Origin of the sequence: Paenibacillus sp. GCM10012306, assembly GCF_042649265.1 — a bacterium.
Lineage (GTDB): Bacteria > Bacillota > Bacilli > Paenibacillales > Paenibacillaceae > Paenibacillus_AQ.
The window spans coordinates 188926-207061 of sequence record NZ_JBHRYW010000003.1 but is presented as its reverse complement, the minus strand read 5'-3'; the positions used below and the strand labels follow the sequence as shown (position 1 = coordinate 207061).

At 46.5% G+C, this 18136-nt stretch carries 21 protein-coding genes; 7 read left to right on the top strand and 14 right to left on the bottom strand.

Annotated elements, in window-relative coordinates; genetic code table 11:
* Window positions 1-35: 35 nt before the first annotated feature.
* The gene (locus ACFORK_RS08255) at window positions 36-1274 is read left to right on the top strand and encodes a nucleoside recognition protein (protein ID WP_379197568.1); all 1239 of its coding nucleotides are present in this window, start codon (window positions 36-38) and stop codon (window positions 1272-1274) included.
* Here the strand turns inward: ACFORK_RS08255 and coaD are convergent.
* The 4 genes from coaD to ACFORK_RS08230 form a co-directional block, all read right to left on the bottom strand.
* A complete protein-coding gene (gene coaD / locus ACFORK_RS08250) occupies window positions 1246-1764 on the bottom strand; it encodes a pantetheine-phosphate adenylyltransferase (RefSeq protein ID WP_379197566.1) in 519 nt (172 codons plus the stop codon). The two genes, ACFORK_RS08255 and coaD, sit on opposite strands and share 29 nt — an antisense overlap.
* On the bottom strand, window positions 1748-2356 hold the full coding sequence (gene rsmD / locus ACFORK_RS08245) for a 16S rRNA (guanine(966)-N(2))-methyltransferase RsmD (RefSeq protein WP_379197564.1): 609 nt from the start codon (window positions 2354-2356) through the stop codon (window positions 1748-1750). Before rsmD ends, coaD begins: the two co-directional genes overlap by 17 nt.
* Before the next feature lie 949 nt (window positions 2357-3305).
* Window positions 3306-3563 (bottom strand): DUF3973 domain-containing protein, encoded by a 258-nt coding sequence (locus tag ACFORK_RS08240; protein WP_379197562.1) that lies wholly within the window; start codon window positions 3561-3563, stop codon window positions 3306-3308.
* 1040 nt (window positions 3564-4603) lie between these two features.
* Complete coding sequence (locus ACFORK_RS08230; RefSeq protein ID WP_379198550.1) at window positions 4604-4897, bottom strand: CHY zinc finger protein; 294 nt, start codon at window positions 4895-4897, stop codon at window positions 4604-4606.
* A gap of 262 nt (window positions 4898-5159) precedes the next feature.
* Between ACFORK_RS08230 and ACFORK_RS08225 the strand changes: the two genes are divergently transcribed.
* Window positions 5160-5381, top strand: a complete 222-nt coding sequence (locus tag ACFORK_RS08225) for a DUF6199 family natural product biosynthesis protein (protein WP_379197558.1) — start codon at window positions 5160-5162, stop codon at window positions 5379-5381.
* Here the strand turns inward: ACFORK_RS08225 and ACFORK_RS08220 are convergent.
* The 5 genes from ACFORK_RS08220 to ACFORK_RS08200 form a co-directional block, all read right to left on the bottom strand.
* The gene (locus ACFORK_RS08220; RefSeq protein ID WP_379197556.1) at window positions 5332-5829 is read right to left on the bottom strand and encodes a GNAT family N-acetyltransferase; all 498 of its coding nucleotides are present in this window, start codon (window positions 5827-5829) and stop codon (window positions 5332-5334) included. The genes ACFORK_RS08225 and ACFORK_RS08220 overlap by 50 nt on opposite strands.
* A 195-nt stretch (window positions 5830-6024) precedes the next feature.
* Window positions 6025-6447 (bottom strand): hypothetical protein, encoded by a 423-nt coding sequence (locus ACFORK_RS08215; RefSeq protein ID WP_379197554.1) that lies wholly within the window; start codon window positions 6445-6447, stop codon window positions 6025-6027.
* 156 nt (window positions 6448-6603) lie between these two features.
* Entirely contained in the window at window positions 6604-6879 is a 276-nt protein-coding gene (locus ACFORK_RS08210; RefSeq protein WP_379197552.1) for a holin, read from the bottom strand.
* Window positions 6880-6885: 6 nt separating this feature from the next.
* Window positions 6886-7689, bottom strand: coding sequence for a glycoside hydrolase family 73 protein (locus ACFORK_RS08205; protein ID WP_379197550.1), 804 nt, complete (start codon window positions 7687-7689; stop codon window positions 6886-6888).
* Window positions 7690-8350: 661 nt separating this feature from the next.
* Window positions 8351-8956 (bottom strand): pentapeptide repeat-containing protein, encoded by a 606-nt coding sequence (locus ACFORK_RS08200; protein ID WP_379197548.1) that lies wholly within the window; start codon window positions 8954-8956, stop codon window positions 8351-8353.
* A 126-nt stretch (window positions 8957-9082) separates the two neighbouring features.
* On the opposite strand from ACFORK_RS08200, the gene ACFORK_RS08195 reads away from it, so the two are divergent.
* Window positions 9083-9463, top strand: coding sequence for a PilZ domain-containing protein (locus ACFORK_RS08195; protein WP_379197546.1), 381 nt, complete (start codon window positions 9083-9085; stop codon window positions 9461-9463).
* Window positions 9464-9538: 75 nt separating this feature from the next.
* Here the strand turns inward: ACFORK_RS08195 and ACFORK_RS08190 are convergent, their stop codons facing one another.
* The 5 genes from ACFORK_RS08190 to ACFORK_RS08170 are packed head-to-tail and all read right to left on the bottom strand — an operon-like array spanning window position 9539 to window position 13069.
* The gene (locus ACFORK_RS08190; protein ID WP_379197544.1) at window positions 9539-10279 is read right to left on the bottom strand and encodes a hypothetical protein; all 741 of its coding nucleotides are present in this window, start codon (window positions 10277-10279) and stop codon (window positions 9539-9541) included.
* Window positions 10273-10974, bottom strand: coding sequence for an ABC transporter ATP-binding protein (locus tag ACFORK_RS08185; RefSeq protein ID WP_379198548.1), 702 nt, complete (start codon window positions 10972-10974; stop codon window positions 10273-10275). Before ACFORK_RS08185 ends, ACFORK_RS08190 begins: the two co-directional genes overlap by 7 nt.
* Before the next feature lie 13 nt (window positions 10975-10987).
* Entirely contained in the window at window positions 10988-11362 is a 375-nt protein-coding gene (locus tag ACFORK_RS08180) for a GntR family transcriptional regulator (RefSeq protein ID WP_379197542.1), read from the bottom strand.
* Window positions 11363-11364: 2 nt separating this feature from the next.
* The gene (locus ACFORK_RS08175; RefSeq protein ID WP_379197540.1) at window positions 11365-12111 is read right to left on the bottom strand and encodes an ABC transporter permease; all 747 of its coding nucleotides are present in this window, start codon (window positions 12109-12111) and stop codon (window positions 11365-11367) included.
* Window positions 12104-13069, bottom strand: a complete 966-nt coding sequence (locus ACFORK_RS08170; RefSeq protein WP_379197538.1) for an ABC transporter ATP-binding protein — start codon at window positions 13067-13069, stop codon at window positions 12104-12106. The genes ACFORK_RS08175 and ACFORK_RS08170 overlap by 8 nt, the downstream gene beginning before the upstream one ends.
* 328 nt (window positions 13070-13397) lie before the next feature.
* Here ACFORK_RS08170 and ACFORK_RS08165 point away from each other — a divergent pair, with 328 nt between their 5' ends.
* From ACFORK_RS08165 to ACFORK_RS08150, 4 genes are all read left to right on the top strand, one after another.
* Complete coding sequence (locus tag ACFORK_RS08165; protein WP_379197536.1) at window positions 13398-14093, top strand: hypothetical protein; 696 nt, start codon at window positions 13398-13400, stop codon at window positions 14091-14093.
* Window positions 14094-14107: 14 nt separating this feature from the next.
* Entirely contained in the window at window positions 14108-15796 is a 1689-nt protein-coding gene (locus ACFORK_RS08160) for a vWA domain-containing protein (RefSeq protein ID WP_379197534.1), read from the top strand.
* 36 nt (window positions 15797-15832) lie between these two features.
* Window positions 15833-16972 (top strand): toxic anion resistance protein, encoded by a 1140-nt coding sequence (locus ACFORK_RS08155; RefSeq protein ID WP_379197532.1) that lies wholly within the window; start codon window positions 15833-15835, stop codon window positions 16970-16972.
* Between the two features lie 142 nt (window positions 16973-17114).
* Window positions 17115-17990 (top strand): sulfurtransferase, encoded by an 876-nt coding sequence (locus ACFORK_RS08150; RefSeq protein ID WP_379197530.1) that lies wholly within the window; start codon window positions 17115-17117, stop codon window positions 17988-17990.
* Window positions 17991-18136 lie beyond the last annotated feature (146 nt).

The window sequence follows — 18136 nt, the reverse complement described above, 5'->3', positions numbered from 1 at the left end:
ACCCTGTCCTAAGTTATGAAGAGGTGATCCCAGAAATGAACACTAAAATACGCAGGCTTGGCTCCCGGTCCATCCCGTTTCTCTCCGGGATGCTGGCCATTCTCCTCGCCGCTGCCATCGTGGCTTCGCCGGAGTCGTCCTTTGCAGCCTCGCTACAAGGGCTGAAGCTCTGGTGGAGCCTCGTCTTCCCGGCGCTGCTGCCTTTCCTGATGCTGTCAGAGATGCTGACCGCATCCGGCTTTGTTCACGGCATAGGCGTGCTGCTAGAACCGCTTATGACCCGGGTCTTTCGGCTGCCCGGAGCCGGGGGCTGGACGCTAGCCCTCGGTGCCACCGCCGGATTCCCCGGCGGTGCTGGCGGCGTCCTCCAGCTTCACAAGCAGGGCAGCCTTACCGGTAAAGAAGCGGGAAGACTCGCCTCGCTCGTCCATTTTGCAAGCCCTGTAACGCTGCTTATCGTTATCGGAGCAGCGCTGCTGCACCATCCAGCAGCAGGATATAGCCTGCTGGTTCTGCATTGGCTCGGAGGCCTGCTGGCAGGCTTCACTGCCGCCCGGCTGGGGTGGCAGCTCTCAACGCCTGCTGTTTCAGTCACCGTATCACACAACAAACGCGACTCTCTATATCATCGGGTCACAAATGCTGCTGCACATGCCCGGGCACAGGATGGCCGAAGCTTCGGCAAGCTACTAGGCGAAGCTGTAGGCACTGCAGTACAAAATCTGATGGTCGTAGGCGGTTTTATTATTATTTTCGCCGTGATCATCAACATTCTGGTCCGCTTATTCCCCTGGCTCCCCGCAGCACTGCCAGCCAGTCTGCTAGAGCTTCACCTGGGTGCCCAGGCTTTGACCGGCATGACTGGCACAGCTGGTGCCACCGTTTCAGTTACGAACGGAGTACCTAGTATTCTGGGCTTCGCCTTGTTGTCGGCGGCGCTGGGCTGGAGCGGCATCTGTGCACAGCTTCAGGTGCTGACACTGCTAAAACCGGCAGGCATACGGTTCCTGCCCTTCGCAGCAGTCCGTCTACTGCATGGCGGCTATGCTTTTGTATTAACTCTGCTGCTCTGGAAGCCTCTGATGTCACTGCAAGAGAAGACTCTGCCAGCTTTTATGGGAACACAAACTCTGCCCGCCGGAGACGTACAGACTTATATGTTATGGAGCGCATTCCCACAGCTGCTCGGTTTGCAAACCGCTCTGTTGGTCCTGCTCATGCTGCTTTCTGGTGCAGTGTACCTCTTTACTTTACTTCGTCGACATTCCGGTTGAATTTCAGCTTCATCGCCCGCTCTACCTCTGGTGTGACGAATTCCGTGACATTGCCGCCAAAATGGGCAATTTCCTTCACCACGCTGGAACTCAGATACGAATATTTCGGGTTAGTCATCATAAAAATAGTCTCCGCAGTCGGACTAAGACTATGGTTAATGGAAGCATTCTGCAGTTCGTATTCAAAATCCGTTACGGTGCGTATTCCACGTACGATGACCTGTGCATCTTTTTGCCGGACATAGTTAACTAACAGATCCCTGAAACTGTCGATCTCCACGTTAGGAATGTCCGCTGTAGCCTGGCGCAGCAGGTCAGTACGTTCCTCCACTGTAAACAGCGGATTTTTGCTTAAATTGTTCAGCACTGCCACGATCAGACGGTCAAACTGCTTGGCCGCACGATGAATAATATCCATATGCCCCATGGTGACCGGATCAAACGTTCCCGGATATATGGCAATGCGCTCTTTTCTAATTGGCTGACTCATCCTGTTCCTCCCCACCACTTCCGGTTTCATCCGGTCCAGCGGCTTCATACTGATAAATCGCGACTGTTGTTTCCCCGTACACAGCCTGCCGCGCTCTGTAGAATCCCTTGATATCCTCAGGGTAGTCATATCCTGACTCATGCTCAAGGACAATCGTCGCATCTTCTTCCAACAGCCCTTTTTCGGCCAGAGCCAGCATCAGTTCCTCCCCATGCTTCAGCCTGTAGGGCGGGTCCAAAAACACTAGATCGAACCGTCTCCCCCGCTTTTCCAAAGCGCTAATCGCTCTGCCCGCATCATTTCGGTATACTTCTGCCTGACCCTCAAGCTTGGTTGCCTTCAGATTGGCACGCACAGTGTCTATGCTTTTAGGCTCCATGTCTACAAATACGGCGTTGTCCATACCTCTGCTCAGGGCCTCTATCCCCAATCCGCCTGTACCGGCAAACAAATCAAGCGCCGATCCCCCGTCAAAATAAGGGCCAATCATGCTGAATATCGCTTCCTTGACCTTGTCGGTTGTTGGCCTTGTCCCACTTCCCGGAACACTTTTGAGGGGCCTCCCCTTTGCACTTCCCGATACCACTCTCACGATTTTGCTCACCTGCTTATATCTCTGTTTATTATGCCAAAAAGGGCACAAGTTCACGCCTATCGTACCACATTCGCCCGCCGAAATAAAAAGTTTGTATCATTATGTCGGATCGAGCGGTCTCCCATCTTTTCCAAGCAATTTCTCAAGTCGTATGTATAAGAACGAGCAAGCCGGGACATCATGTAATTATCGACATCACAAAATGTCGTAGACAACCGCGGAGCAGGCTTACGTTTCCCCATAAGCTCTTCGTCCGGTTTCTCCTCTCCCATGAAAGGGCACTCCGAAAGGGGTGCCCGATTTTTCGTTTACGAACCCTTACGTAGCAAGGGGATTTCATTTTCAATACACCAAATTTATATTTACATGAGTCCATTTTATGAGCCCCTATTTATAAAACACCATTTACGATTTTCCATAAGAATGTTAACTTTGTACGATGGACAAAAGAAAGCAGATACAAAGCACTCTAGTTGCAAAATGTACCACTCGGCACTCTAACTGCAAAATGTGCCACTCGAATAAAACGGAGATCGCCTTGTACCTCACCAAAGTGTAAATAACGGCATTTTTGTACCTTAAATTGTGTGAAAATGATGATGAGCTCAAATTAAGAGCATTTTTGCACCTTAAATCTTCTGATATCATGCTTTTATCCGGAATCTCCATAAAATAGCATGCAAAAATGCCCTTATTCCATTAATTTGGTCCAAAAAGGTAAAAATAAGGTACGAAATTGCCCTTAGTTAGGAACAGCGCGAGCTAGGCCAACTTTACGATGCAATTGATGCAAATAGATGAATCGATGAAATAAATGAAATAGATTAAATAAATGAAATAGATTAAATAGATTAAATAAATGAAATGGATTATATAAATGCACACAAAAAACGGATGCTGTCCTCCATTGAGGATATCACCCGTTTTTGCCACCTCGTTTTGCCACCTAATGATATTCGCCAAATTCTGAATGTTCTATAGCTGATTGCTGCACCGGTAGCCAACTATTAATGGTTTTTAATTGCACATAATTATCACTGATTGTTAATTGTATATTGTCTTGTGCCCCTCTATGTTCTTCTTCGCACATCCCCAAATGAATCATTGCCCCAGTTCCTGGGTCTACATAAAGTCCTTTCTTGAAAACACTTCCTTGGCTATTTTCCCCTTGATGTATTTGTGAACAAACGATGCAATAATACATACATAATCACCTCTTCATATAATTTTTAATTCAAACATATATTCCGGAGGCTAGGATGCTCCCCCCGATATTCTAGATATGATGAATATTCAGATCGGTCTGATTCTAGTTATTAGTCTGTGGAGTTTGATTCTCGTTAACTTGTGTGATGTGATTCTTATTAGCTTGTGTGGTTTTCTTCTCGTTAGCCTGGTTAGCTCGTGTGGTTTGGTTGTGACCTCCAGATTGGGTAATTTGAACGTAAACTGATTACGTTTGTTGTACCCCATCGGCAAATGCTGCAATACCACTAATAAGAACGGATGAATTGTATGACATCATTTTTGATTTTCACCACCCTAACCTATTTTGAAATCAGCATATGATAAAGTGTTGAGATGAGTGCAGGTCCATTGAGATCGTGTTGAGAAAACTTCAACGCTTGTTGAGAGATATGATGATGACTCGATTTTCAAATCACTGTTAGGAATTATATTCATTCCATAAAAATGGTTAACTGATAACCACAGGCCCCGCACAGAATTGCTTGCTCATTCCTCTGATGCTTTTCCCATCTCGCTGCAAAATGACCTCCGACTTTTTCGTAGCACTGATAACTAGTCAAGGGATACTTAATCATCTGCCCTCACGCTCTCAGCAGGCTTCCATTGCTGCAATATAAAACAAATACCCGTCACCACTTAAGGTTGACGGGTATTTGTCCATGTATCCGGGCAGCTTGCTTCGACGCTTATGATCATTTAGCCATATGTATTAAAAATGAGTATGCTTTACCTTCCACTGTTCCAGTTTTATGAACAACCAAAAAGAATAAATACCTACAGTAATAACGCACAGAATCCACCACTTAATCCAGTTTCCGAAGAGTTGTATTGCAGTACCGTCAAACCTTTGCCGGCGACCATCAATCACGGTATGTTCTACTTTCCAACGGTAAATCATAACGAGCGCCCATTCCGTTTAATAAAAAAACTTCCATTACAGCTTTATGCTTGGTGAGATCGATCTAAAGACTGGATACAACTCAACAAATAACAAATCTACATTTCAAAATATAAATGATAATGATTTTGACAACCTGGATTGAATGCAGCCTTACAGGCAGGGCACGATGAGCCGCAGGCCATGTATTCATGGATGGTTAACTGGTGACCACAAGCCCCGCACAGTATTGCCTGCTCATCTCTCTTATGCTTTCCCCACCTCGCTGCAGCATGACCTCCGACTTCTTCGTGGCACTTGTAACAAGGATAATACGCATCACAGCATGGAAAACGGATCGCAATAATATCTATTGGAGAATGGTAATGCCTGCAGCGGGTTTGGGAATCCATTTGAACCCCGTATACTTTTACGCCATGTATGTTCATGCAATGTTGTTCAGGAGTAACCGACACTTTATCATCCCCTTGGATTTTTTTTCATAGCTCCATACCTTCCAATCGTTTACAATTACATTGGAGGTGAATACATATGTCTCAATTAATAACCTTTATTATTATTTTTGTTCTGCTTACGGTGGGCATTCGTATTTGGATATCCCGGCAAAAATAGAATATGATTAGGTAATTCATAACGAAAGGAGAGACTCCTAAGTTGAATGGCTATTTTCTCATCATTCTAGGCAGTCTGATTATTTCACTGGGCATCTTTACGATTCGCAAGCCCACTTTCGGGTGGAGGATGAACGAAGCTTGGAAAGTTAAAGGTGACTCCGAACCCAGCGAAGCCTATAAGGACATGGCCAAATTCGGAGGTTTAATAACCATCATTCTTGGTTCATTTCTATTCCTGGGAGGCATCCTGAATCTGTTGTGAGATCTTGTGCCAGCCGAATCATGTCGATACACTGCAGGCCGTTCTCGAAGATGGGATCAGGATAATGTCTGATAAAATAATCCCTGTCCACACCTATGATTCTGAAACCGCATTTTTGATAAAGACCTAACTGATGCAGACTGGAATTCCCCGTGCCAATTTCTATCGTTGTATAGCCCTGCGCTTTGGCTCTCGCTATAGCGTGCTGTACCAGTCGTTTCCCAATGCCCTGACCATGAAGATGTTCCACCACCGCTACATTGACCAATTCTACCATTCCTGGCCGGGTTGGAAGCAGCACATACACGCCGACAATTTCCAGCCCGACTAACGCTATGTAACACTCTCCTCTTTCCATGTACCCTTCAATTACTGACACCGAGGGATCGGCCAACAGTAGCAGCTCTATCGGGGGAGCTTCATGCGGTCCCATCTTTCTGATATCCACAACCATGACATCACCTGCTCTCCGTATTAATATTATGACTTCATTCTACCGGGTGTCCATATAAAAAAGCGACCCCACCGAGATCCGGCAGGGTCAAAGTCTATATTATAAGGGGGTCATGTGATTACTATACTCATTCCAGCTTAAATCTACCTGAAAAGAATATAAAGATTTGATTAATTTGCCGGGAATGTCTTAATCCGAAACGAGAATACCATCGAAGCTTTCAGGACCGACACGAACGGTTCCCAGCAATGATGAGGAGACGAAAGCTGTATACACGATCTCCGGTGTGACCGGCGGGTCAAAATCTGCGGCCGAGAAGGTGATAACCTGTGGAGCCAAGACGCTGAGATCAAAGGTAGAGGTCGCAGAATATACAGCTGGATCTGTGGGGAGCGTTCCTCTAACAATACTAATTGTAATTCCTACCAAATTCAGCGGAACTTGCACGGCTATCGTTCCCTTCAAGATTACGCGAGGGTTAGCACCAATGCCGGCTGACACCAGACCGATTTGACCAAAGAGCTGTGGAGTATTAGCGAACGTAATCGGGATTGAAATCGAGTTGGCGTAGCTTGCATTCTGTGATGTTCTGCCATCAACATAGGTTCCCATGAGAATGCACCTCCTTTCTTTCTAACATACTCTATTGTATTAACCGCATTCCTTGTTGGCTTGGTTGAATCTCCTCTATCAAATGCTTGTTTTACTAGAGTTACAAGTTTATGCAAGCTTTACATGAGTGCGCAACCTATCATATCTCTCCTTCTATCACTCTTTGGTTGTACCCTCACGTTTGTTAAAAGCCAGTTCAAATAATCCTGTAGCAGATAACCCAGCCAGTCCACCTGCCCAAAGGCGCATAATCAAATCCATATTGGTAAACGGATAGGATACTACGCCTACTATCAGACCAAGCGCCAGGCCCACAACAGGCACCACATTACGTGGCAGGTTAAAACTGTTCTTCACCAGCTGCACAAGAGCCATTACAAATACAGCGAGCATCGAAGCAAAAGCCAGCACGGTATTGAGCTCAGTGTTCATCTAGGATCATCCCTTCTTCGTTATTAATAGGCCTGCACGATTCAATACCGTCAAAATACGATAAAAATCATAACTTCCCCCAGACGGGGTATCCAGTAGCCCGGCTGCGGTTGCGGCTTTAACCGCTGGCTCGGCCCAATCCGGGACATTCATGACCGCCCGATTCTCGACAGCAGCAATTCGATCGGTCACATTCTTGATCGCCTGACCTTGTTCCTGCATGCCAGTCTTTAGTGTATCCCTGCTGACATTAAGACTGGCTATCAAACTATTAAGCGCTTTGACTTGCTCCTCCAGGCTTGCGAGCTTCTGCTTATCTTCAGCCGACATCTCGTCATCCTCCTTTCCTTGCTCATCGAATAGGTAAAGATTATAGGTGTCCATCATTGAAATCAGCTTGGCTGCATAACCCGGATCGGTGGCATAGCCGGCAGCGGCAATGGCTTGAGCTGCTGCTTTGCCAGTAGTTCCAATGACTTTGGTATAGATTCCAGGATTCCATGACACTCCGTTTACCAACAATTTGGAGTGGTCGGCGACAGATTCGCCCCAATTGTTATAGGCACGAAAGGCTGCCTGAACCTGGACTGCCTTTCCCTTGACATATTCTGTTGTCAGCATGGTGATACTTCCAGCCGGCCCGCTGCCTTTAATACCAAACAAATTATTGGCTTTTACCGTAAGTCCGCTATTACCCCAGCCAGATTCAAGAGCGGCCTGCGCAATCGTCAAGGACGCCGCCACCTTGCTGCTTCGCATGCTATCCACCGCAAAAGGTGCAATTTTCGCGATGAAATCCGCCTCTTTCATATCATCACATCCTTTCTACTAGTATTTAATGCCAGTCCGCACAAATTGCTTGTGCTTATCCCCTGTTAATTTGTCATTCCCCCGTCATTGGAGAGATATATACTTAAAATAAGGTGCAAAAGAACTATGTGGATCAACCATGATGTCAGGAGGACGGTTTAATAGATTCATTTAGGTGTTTTTATTCATAATGTGGAAATTTTAAGTAAATAAATGTTGAAATTTTCATAATTATAGCGTAAAATATAGTATGATATAACTATTAGGGAGGGTCTAAAAGACTATGCCATCATATTATTTCAAAGAAGTTTGGACGCCTCTGCGTTGGATAGGAATCAAATATTTCCGGGATGATGAAGGTTATCTCTGGATTAAATGGTGGGCGAAACCGCGCAAAAGGCTGCGTTAAGCAGTATGGCACCCCATCCCTTGCCGGGGATACAGTGCACTAGTGCTCAAGCAGCCTTTTAGGTTTGATTATGAATTCACTTCGAACTAAATCCGATTTTTCCGGTACGTTTGAATATATAAAGGACTTCATCCGCGAGACGTATCGTCTCGAGTGTGTTCTGCCGACTTCCACATTCTAGACTGTTAGGATGGAACTAATATCCTCCAGGGTCCATTTGTTCATCCCCAGGAGGATGCTATGTCCCCCAGCTCAGCCCACCTTCGCACCAAGCGAGCGCGCCAGAAGTACAGCTTGATCTACCTCCATCCGCACCCCTTGCCAATCAAGGCTTTTCAGGTCAATCCCCTCCAGCTTTGCATCCCGGAGGTCTGCTCCCTTCAACTTGCACTGACCAAGCTGCACCCTGCTTAAATCCGCTCCGCGAAGGTCACTTTTCTGCAGATCACAACCAAACAGATCCGCCTCTGAAAATTTAATCCCGCGCAGATTCTGCTTGCTCAAATTCGCGTGTCTAAGATTGGTGTATGACCAGTCACCGCCTGTAATCGTCAGTCCATCAAGCGCTGCGTTGGAGAAATCCGAGCCGACCATTTTGCAATCTTCAAATTTGGCGACAAACAGATTAGTTCCGCTGAATTTACAATTCGTGAACGCAGACCCCCTGTGCAGAGAAGCATTCAGATAAGCTCCCGTGAAATCACAATCAATAAAATGACATCCCGTAGAGGTCATTTCTTCCATAGAAGCACCCTTGAAGGAGCATTGCTCGAAGGTACAACCGTTCAGTTCACCATCCTGCAGATTACCATGGTCAAATTGATGCTGGCGAAAAGTTTCGTTGTCGTATTGATACATGTCTGACCCACCTTTATTCGATATGAATGTAAATTTTTACTACCAATTCTGAAAAATAACACTTTAGTAGATTGTCGCACTCTCTGCATTTCGATATAATAGCAAATAAACTAGCGGAGGTAAATTATGGACGGGCCGAGCAGAAAAGAACCATTCCGGTATGTCATGAACCAACCGATTGAATGCTGGCTTGAAGTGCCGGCCGGCACTTCCGGACCCGGTGCCGGGAAGCTGACCGAAGGCGTAATGCTCGATCTTAGCCGTTCCGGATGTAAGGTGCGATCTTCCCTGAACCTTCGCTTCACAGCCGGAGATACGAGGCTGATTATTCATTTCCAGCTGAAAGAACACAAACTCAGGTTACAAGGCAGCGTGCGCTGGGGCTGGATGTTCGGACTTGGGCAGTACAAATATGGTGTTCGACTGGATTTGAGTGTAGCTGAAGAAGAAATGCTGATCCGCGAGCTGGAGTCATGGACCCATGGCCGCAGCGCGGAGAGAATGTAGATAGACATAGAACAGACGCCCTCCGCTTAGAGAGGCGTCTGTTTATTATACTATATATAGAAGAGAGCGAAGAAATCAGATCTCTACTTTCTTTTTAACGAGCCAGGTGGATGCATACAATAGAATCAGGCAAAATACCATTTCAAATAGAAACGAACCTATGTCAAAAGCTTTACTGGACATTTCAATGCGGTTAGGTTCCACATACTCTCCAGATGTGAGGTTATATCGGAAAACAAGATCCAGCCATCCCTCTGAATTAGGGAATAGTTTACCTTCTATTAGCCCCAGAATCAGATTCAACACAAACAGTGTGAGAATCCCGATCCAGACCTTGCTGCGGAAAGATAGAGCATGGGAGAGCGTAATCGAGAATATCAGCGCGATCAAAAAGATTATGGCTGCACCTAATGTATTCAGTATGCTGATGAAAGAAATATACCAGAAATCTGCTGGCAGGATGTCTGGATAGACAAAGCCATAGATGGCTACATGGAGGATTGCTAGAACAATTAGAGCTAAGAATAGAATCAGATTCAACAATAGTGGGGACAGCACAGTATAATATGTTTTTAGCGGCAGCAGTTTGCGGCCATAGGATTTCAAATTGGTGCTATAAGTCCGACAAGCCAGAACTACAAGGAAGACAGCAGCAGAGACATAAATAGCGGCCTGAAGCACAAACATGCTAAGCTTCTCCCAATCGTAGACCTCCGCCACAATCCATATCACAGTTTCAAGCAGCAGTGTGACTGCATACAGCCCCAGAATCTGATCACGATTTCGTCTAAAATCATATTTCAACAGCTTTAGCATTCGGCAAACACCTCTCTGAACAGTTCATCTATACTTTTCCCATGCTGCAGCCGGAGTTCTTCCACATTCCCGTGCATGACCATCTCACCGTTCTTGATCATAATGACTTCATCAAAGATCCGCTCAATATCAGATACCAGATGCGTCGAGATTAGAATGCTGCTATCCTCTTCATAGAACTCTACCAAAGCATTCAGAATTCTGGTTCTCGCCACGGGATCTACACCCCCCAGCGGTTCATCCAGCAGATAGAGACTGGCCTTACGCGACAAAGCCAATGTTAGCTGCAGACGTTCATTCATCCCTTTGGACAGAGATTTGACTTTGTCACCCAGCGACAGCTTCATAAAGTCCAGCATCCGCTCCGCCTTCTCTTGGTTAAAATCCGGGAAGAAATCACTGTAGAAACGCAGTGCATCACCCACAGTCATCCACGACTCGGTTAGCGGCTGGTCCGGCATAAATGAGATTAAGGATTTGGTCTCAAGACCTACCGGATTACCATATACGGAAATTCTTCCAGAGGTTGGATGAGCCAGACCCGCGATCATTTTCATAATCGTAGTTTTACCGCTGCCGTTGCTACCTAAGAGACCAATGATTTTGCCAGAGCCTAATGTAAAAGAAATATCACGAACGGCCTGCTTCGACCAATACTTCTTGCTGACTTGCTGTACCTGAAGAATATCCTCCACACTATACATCCCCTTATTCTCCATCTTCGTGACTCACGCTCTCTGCTACGGCAGCAACAATATCTTCTCCTTGAAAACCGAGCTCTCGCATCCCGCGGATAAACCGGTCCAGCACATCCTTGGCCATTTCTTTCTTAATAGTCATGATTTTACCTTCCTCACTTGTCACATATCGTCCCATCCCGCGTCTTGTCTCCACGATTGTCTCACGCTCCAGTTCCTGAAAGGTCCGTTGCACCGTATTGGGGTTGATCTGCAATTCACTGGCCAGCTCACGTACCGAAGGAATTTTATCCCCCGGCTTCAGCTTTCCAGTCACAATCTCACCTTTGATATAATTCATAATCTGGATGTAAATAGGCAGGTTGTTATCAAATTCGATTGTCATAGTTATGCAACATCCCTTCGTCTGAACACCATAAATCCGGCAAGGAGGAATAGAAGCACATAGATAGCAAGTATCGCGATAGAGAAGGATAGTGTCATTCCCGGTAGCGGCACTCCTCCATCTCTATAGACGGATAGATCCAGGTTGGGGAACAACCAATATTTATAAAATTCCTTCTGAATAACCGTCTTGTCGAGCATAAGCATGAGCATCGTAATCCCTATCGTTGCCCCTCCTGAGGTGGTTAATATTCCAAGCATAAACGCAAGCGTTATATAGACCAAGGTATACACATAGCTATACCCAAGTGAACTAAGGATACCCAGCCATCCTCCTTCAGCGCCGCTAAAGCCAAACCAGATCGACCCTGAGATGAACAGCGCACCCCCTGTTACAAGCGTTAATGACAAGCCGTAGAGCAATGCTGTTATATATTTGGAAGCCAGTATAGATGTCCGGCTGCGAGCACGAATCAGCAAAAATTTAATGGTTCCTTGGCTGTACTCCTTGGCTACAATCCCGGAGGAACCGATAATCGCCATAATAGTTACGACCTGTCCCAGTCCTTGGGTGTAGGACATCGTTGCTGTAAAATCATAGACCGAGCTAAACATCCCTTTCATAAAAGATTGTATAACGTAGCCTGCTATGAAAGACATTCCTATTAAAAGGGCATATGGTACAAAGAATGAGCGTTTCTTGAATAATTTCAACCATTCATTGACCAGAAGCCGGTTCAGGTTACGCAATGCGGTTCCCTCCTGTCCATTTCAAGAAATCTTCTTCAAGGCGCTGCCTGTTCTCCTCAATCCGGTACAGACCGACACCTGCTGCGCTCAGAGCCACCACCAGTTCCGGAACACGCTCATTGTTCATCATTACCGTCAACTGGTCTTTAATAAAGTCAGTCCGCACCACTTCAACACCTTCTGTTCCATGAGCAACCGCAATGGCTGGTTCTAGAGCATCTACTCGGAATGTTAACGTAACTTCTTCTGAAGCGTTGGTCTCTGTTCCAAGTGCTGTCACCGTCACGAGCTTTCCGTTCTGAATCACAACCGCACGGTGGCAGATCTGCTCCACCTCCGACAGCAAATGACTGGAGATCAGGATAGAGATGCCTTCCACTTCAGCAATGGTTCGCATGTATTCACGCATTTCCCGAATACCCGCCGGGTCAAGTCCGTTAGTTGGCTCATCCAGGATCAACAACTTGGGCCGCTGCAACAGAGCCTGTGCAATCCCCAGCCGTTGGCGCATCCCCAGCGAATAAGATTTGACCTTCTTGTTCATCGCCTCCTGCAGTCCCACGAGCTGAACCACTTCCTCAATCCGATCATCATCCACATTGTCAGTCATTCGCACATACTGCCGTAGATTATCGAGCCCGCTCATATAGGGATAGAACTCCGGGTTCTCGATAATGGCGCCGATGTGGGCAATAGCCGATTTGAAATTCTGCTTGATGCTGTGGCCTTGCACCTCGATATCTCCTTCACTCATCCGAATCAGCCCAGTCATCATGCGGATCGTTGTCGTCTTCCCCGCACCGTTCGGTCCAAGCAGCCCCACGATCTCACCTTTGCGAATTTGGAAAGAAAGCTTATCAACAATGGTCTTCCCCTTAATGATCTTGCTAACTTCATTCATCCGCAGGACAATGTCTTCCCCTCCGTGTTGCGCTTGCTGCACATCTCCTTGATTCATGTATATGCCTCCCTCTTTGGACAGGTTGAAATAGTAATACGTTTATTGTGTCAGTGTCATAGTTAAATAGTACACTAGCATTATAATCATGTAAAGCCCATTTTAGTATTTTATTTTGAAACAAATATCCTTGATTTCACGTAATATTCACTAATCAGTCCTTATTTTTCCGTAAAGCTCCTGCCCTATTGGAAAGAATTGAAAGCCAATTCCGCCATTCTCTGATAAAATGAATCAGAATGAGTCATGTCAAAATATACTTTTGGAGGAGGTGTGAACCCTGAACAGCTCAAGACTTTTCAAACTGCTTGGCCTGATTGCAGGCATTGTGTTTCTGAACATCGCGGTATTGTCACCGGGGCTGCTGGGCGTGGACATTGTCAGCGGAAGTGCCTTAGAGACTGCCTTCGGCATAACTCTGTTGGTCCTCAGTCTGCTGATTGTCCTATACGGAAGTTATACCCTGCTATTCAAGCCTTCACCTGTGAAATCCATTCGGAAGCTGGAGTCCCAGGAGGATTATACAGCTGAGCTTCATAAATACCGCAATGTTAAAGTACTTAAAAAAGATGTAGTCCTGGCCTTGGATCAGCTGGAGCGGATCGACAAGAAGAAGGACACTTTGCTGAATGTCCTGTCGCAGCGCTTTGAACGAACAGAACTGAGTTATCAAAAGTTTATCGCGGTGATCGGGTCCGTTGAAACACTCTTTTATTCCAATATCAGAGGAATTCTTAATAAGCTAAGCGTTTTCGATGCTGAAGAATTCTCGCTTTTTACGGATGCTCATACCCCTGGACAGTTCTCGGATAAGCTGGTGCAGCAGAAAAAAGATCTTTTCAATGAATACTTTGCCTATGTAGCCGGCTATCTGGGTGCCAACGAAGAAATACTGTTGAAGCTTGATCAGCTAGTGCTGGAAATCTCCCTGCTGGACAGTACAGACTACAAGACCATCGAAGAAATGCCCTGCATGAAAGAAATTAATGACTTAATCAAACAAACGAAACTTTACCAGCAATAGAAAGGAAGATGAGGATGGCGCAGAAAGGAAAAACAATTGCCGTATTAGCAATTATTGCGGTATCGGTCTTTGCACTTGTATACTTTGGAATCACCCTTACCTCTAACTTGGGTAAATCCAAGATCGAAATTTCGGAGGAGGATGCCACAAAACGACTGGAGAAGCTCTATAAAGATATTAGAGTAACCAACGCGCCTCTGATCAAAGGGCAGATCGATCTTGATCCTGTAGCGGTCGGTGATTCCCTTCCCGATATTTCCAAATTCACGATTTCCGTAGAGCCTACAACCGATAACTTTGTTGAAATCTTCTCTTCTGTTGAGAAATCCGGAACCGGTAACGACGGATGGTTGAATGGCGTAGCTAAAGATTTCAATGCCTCTAATACACTTATAAACGGCAAACCCGTTTCGGTCAAAATCCGTAATATCGCTTCAGGCACAGCTGCCGATTACATAAGATCCGGTAAATATGTACCGGACGCCTACACCCCTTCCAATGAATTGTGGGGAGAAATCGTCAAAGCAAGCGGCGTTCCGACTGAGCTTGTTGCCAAACGTCTGATCGGTAATGTAGCCGGGGTCGTGACCAACAAGAAGAAGTATGATGAACTTGTGGGCAAGTACGGATCCCTCAATGTCAAAACCATTACAGATGCTATCGCTGACAACGAGCTGGCGATGGGGTACACAGATCCTTTTGCCAGCTCCACCGGACTGAACTTCCTGGTAACGGCTCTCTCTACCTTTGACAATTCTGACCTGCTGAGTGATAAGGCGGTACAAGGCTTTGAGAAGTTCCAAGCCAATGTTCCCTTCATTGCCTCGACCACCCTGCAAATGCGTGAAGCGGCAAAGACAGGCAGACTCGATGCGTTCGTGCTGGAATACCAGACTTATGTCAACACACCCGATTTAAAGGGCGGTTATGTATTTACTCCATTCGGCGTAAGACATGACAGCCCGCTGTACGCGCTTGGTAATTTATCTAAGGAAAAGCGGGAGATCATTAAGAAATTCGCTGACTTTGTTGAACAGGATAAATATCAAAAGTCTGGAGCAAGCAATGGATTTAACGGTCTGAATGATTATGTTGCCGAGCTTGATCCAGTTGATGGCAGTGTACTCTCATCGGCCCAGAAGCTCTGGAAGGAAAAGAAAGACGGGAATACACCGATTGCCGCGGTATTTGTGGCCGATGTCTCGGGAAGCATGGCTGGCGAACCCCTTAATCGTCTGAAAGAATCCTTGCTTAAAGGTCAGAAGTACTTAGGAAAAGACAACAGCATCGGCTTTGTCTCTTACTCCAGTGACGTGACCATTAATCTTCCTATTGCCAAATACGATACTAATCAGCAGTCCATGTTCGTAGGTGCCATTAACAGTCTTCAAGCCTCGGGAGGCACCGCAACATTTGACGCGATGGTCGTAGCCATGAAGATGCTTCAAGATCAAATCAAGGCCAACCCGGGGATCAAGCCGCTAATCTTTGTACTAAGTGACGGGGAGACCAACGAGGGACATTCGCTGGACGAGATCAGAGGACTTATTCAAACCTATAAAATTCCGGTCTATACCATTGGGTACAATGCGAATATTAAAGCGCTGGAGAACATATCCAGCATTAATGAAGCTGCCAATATCAATGCAGATACAGATGATGTCGTGTACAAAATCGGCAATCTGCTCAATGTACAAATGTAATTTTGTTAATAATCATTTACTTATAGGAGGATTGCCATGTCATTCACTATGGAAGTGCCAAGTGCAGAGAAATTGAAGTCGGTTATTGAAGAACAGGTAAAACCAGAGCCGGAAGAAGTCACACAGCTGAAGGAACTCGCGATCAACAACGTCTCTTCCATTCTGGAAATGGACATTGATTCGTTGGAAAAGCGAAGAGCCGTACTACAGTCCATTGACAGCTTCGGCATGGGAACGATGCGCTCCTCTTCCGATAAAAACGCCATGCTGCAAGTAACCGTAGGTAATCTGTCCAAAACAGGCGATGAAGGCGGGGATGTTGCCAAAGGCTTAACCGAGCTGCAATTGCAGCTGAAGGATCTGGATCCGAGTGTCGTTGATTTTGCTAAGAGTGGATTGCTAGGCAAACTCTTCAATCCGCTGCGTGCTTACTTTGCCAAATTCCAGAAGGCCGATGCCGTCATATCGGATATTATTATCTCCCTGGATAAAGGCAAAACCGTTCTGCGGAACGACAATACGACACTGGAGATTGAGCAGCAGACCCTGCGGGAGCTGACGAAAAGGCTGCAAAAAGAGATTCAACTCGGTATGTTAATGGACCAAGAGATTGAAACCCAGATCGAAGCCGCCAAGGTGCGAGGTGAGTCCGAAGATAAAATCCGCTTCATCACGGAAGAGGTCCTCTTCCCTCTCCGCCAACGCGTGATGGATCTGCAGCAAATGCTGGTGGTCAACCAGCAAGGCATTATGGCTATCGAAGTGGTTATCCGCAATAATAAAGAACTGATCCGCGGTGTGGACAGAGCCAGAAACGTTACAGTGTCAGCGCTGAAAATTTCGGTTACGGTCGCCAGTGCACTTTATAATCAAAGAATTGTTCTGAAAAAAATCGAACTGCTTAACCAGACCACTGACACCCTGATCAGTGGCACTTCAAAAATGCTTAAGGAACAAGGCGCAGCCATTCATAAGCAGTCGCTGGAAACCAGCGTTTCCGCTGACACGCTAAAACAGGCGTTCACCGATGTGCTCTCGGCTTTGGATTCCATCAGCACCTACAAGCAGGAGGCTCTCCCTAAAATGCGTGATACCATCGTCCAGTTCCGGGAATTGGCTGACAATGGTGAAAAGCAAATTCTGCGTCTGGAGAAGGGTAATCGGCTTGGATTGTAAATAGTAGCCTGTAATCCTAACTGCAAGGGCAGCTTCCCCTGTCCTCTGCGGTTAGGATTTTTTGCGTTGACTATAACTCCACGGACATTCATATTTTGCTATAATGATTTTTATATTGATTCAAGCAAAGGATGGGATACTTATGGAAGCTACTGTTTCCAAACGCTGGCTGCTGGCACGACTCTATGAACCCGAGCAGACCATTGTAGACTGCCGATTTACGCTAGGTAAACCGCAGGCTGGCAAAGAAAGTTATGAGCAGGAGCATATTCCCGGCGCAGTCTATCTCGATCTGGAACTGGACTTGTCCGCCCCTGTATCAGAGCATGGTGGACGCCACCCTCTTCCCGACCCACAGCTACTGGCTGCACGCCTGGCGAAGCTTGGTATCGGCAACACAACGCGAGTAGTCGCCTATGACGATGAAAGTGGTATGAACGCCGCACGGCTCTGGTGGTTGCTGCGTTATTTGGGACATGAACAAGTATTCATCCTGGAAGGTGGCTTCAGCTCTTGGAAGGCCGAACGCTTCCCGGTCACAGATCATCAGCCAATTAGGATACCAAGCTCATTCGAACCAAACGTCCAGCCGCAAATGCTGGTGGGTGTCGATGAGGTGCGCCGGGTGTCCACAGGCACGGTAACGGATATTGAAGGTTCGGCTCCATCCCCTGCTCTTCCCGTTTTAATTGATTCCCGTGCGCGGGAAAGGTACTTAGGTCTCGAAGAAACCTTGGACAAAAAAGCCGGGCACATTCCTGGCGCCGTTAACTACTTCTGGAAAGAGACACAGAATGAAGATGGCAGCCTCAAGAGCGCCGAAGAGTTGCAAGAACACTTTGCTAATCTGGACAAAGATGCGGAAATCATCGTCTACTGCGGTTCCGGCGTGACTGCCTGCCCGAATGTACTGGCACTGGAAAAGGCCGGGTACAAGAATGTGCGGTTGTATGCGGGGAGCTGGAGTGATTGGATTAGTTATGAGGGGAATCCGATTGCGACGGGGGACGAAAAGTAGCGTTAAGCAGGGATACAGGTTGTGTATTAAAGTACATCGCTCACGTGGCGATGTACTTTTTTGCGTCATGCTGAGGTGTAACGAAGTCAAACGTAAATTCCCCCTGAGAACGGCGGCTAATAAGCCTAGAAGTCAGCTTAGAAGTG

Bases quoted from the DNA above. Each gene is read 5' to 3' on its own strand.
- ACFORK_RS08240 (WP_379197562.1), bottom strand. From the start codon at position 3,563: ATGTATTATTGCATCGTTTGTTCACAAATACATCAAGGGGAAAATAGC.
- ACFORK_RS08155 (WP_379197532.1), top strand. From the start codon at position 15,833: ATGTCATTCACTATGGAAGTGCCAAGTGCAGAGAAATTGAAGTCGGTT.
- ACFORK_RS08170 (WP_379197538.1), bottom strand. From the start codon at position 13,069: ATGAATCAAGGAGATGTGCAGCAAGCGCAACACGGAGGGGAAGACATT.
- ACFORK_RS08205 (WP_379197550.1), bottom strand. From the start codon at position 7,689: ATGAAAGAGGCGGATTTCATCGCGAAAATTGCACCTTTTGCGGTGGAT.
- coaD (WP_379197566.1), bottom strand. From the start codon at position 1,764: ATGAGTCAGCCAATTAGAAAAGAGCGCATTGCCATATATCCGGGAACG.
- ACFORK_RS08255 (WP_379197568.1), top strand. From the start codon at position 36: ATGAACACTAAAATACGCAGGCTTGGCTCCCGGTCCATCCCGTTTCTC.
- ACFORK_RS08150 (WP_379197530.1), top strand. From the start codon at position 17,115: ATGGAAGCTACTGTTTCCAAACGCTGGCTGCTGGCACGACTCTATGAA.
- ACFORK_RS08190 (WP_379197544.1), bottom strand. From the start codon at position 10,279: ATGCTAAAGCTGTTGAAATATGATTTTAGACGAAATCGTGATCAGATT.
- ACFORK_RS08210 (WP_379197552.1), bottom strand. From the start codon at position 6,879: ATGAACACTGAGCTCAATACCGTGCTGGCTTTTGCTTCGATGCTCGCT.
- ACFORK_RS08215 (WP_379197554.1), bottom strand. From the start codon at position 6,447: ATGGGAACCTATGTTGATGGCAGAACATCACAGAATGCAAGCTACGCC.
- ACFORK_RS08200 (WP_379197548.1), bottom strand. From the start codon at position 8,956: ATGTATCAATACGACAACGAAACTTTTCGCCAGCATCAATTTGACCAT.
- ACFORK_RS08195 (WP_379197546.1), top strand. From the start codon at position 9,083: ATGGACGGGCCGAGCAGAAAAGAACCATTCCGGTATGTCATGAACCAA.
- ACFORK_RS08160 (WP_379197534.1), top strand. From the start codon at position 14,108: ATGGCGCAGAAAGGAAAAACAATTGCCGTATTAGCAATTATTGCGGTA.
- ACFORK_RS08180 (WP_379197542.1), bottom strand. From the start codon at position 11,362: ATGACAATCGAATTTGATAACAACCTGCCTATTTACATCCAGATTATG.
- ACFORK_RS08230 (WP_379198550.1), bottom strand. From the start codon at position 4,897: ATGGATTCCCAAACCCGCTGCAGGCATTACCATTCTCCAATAGATATT.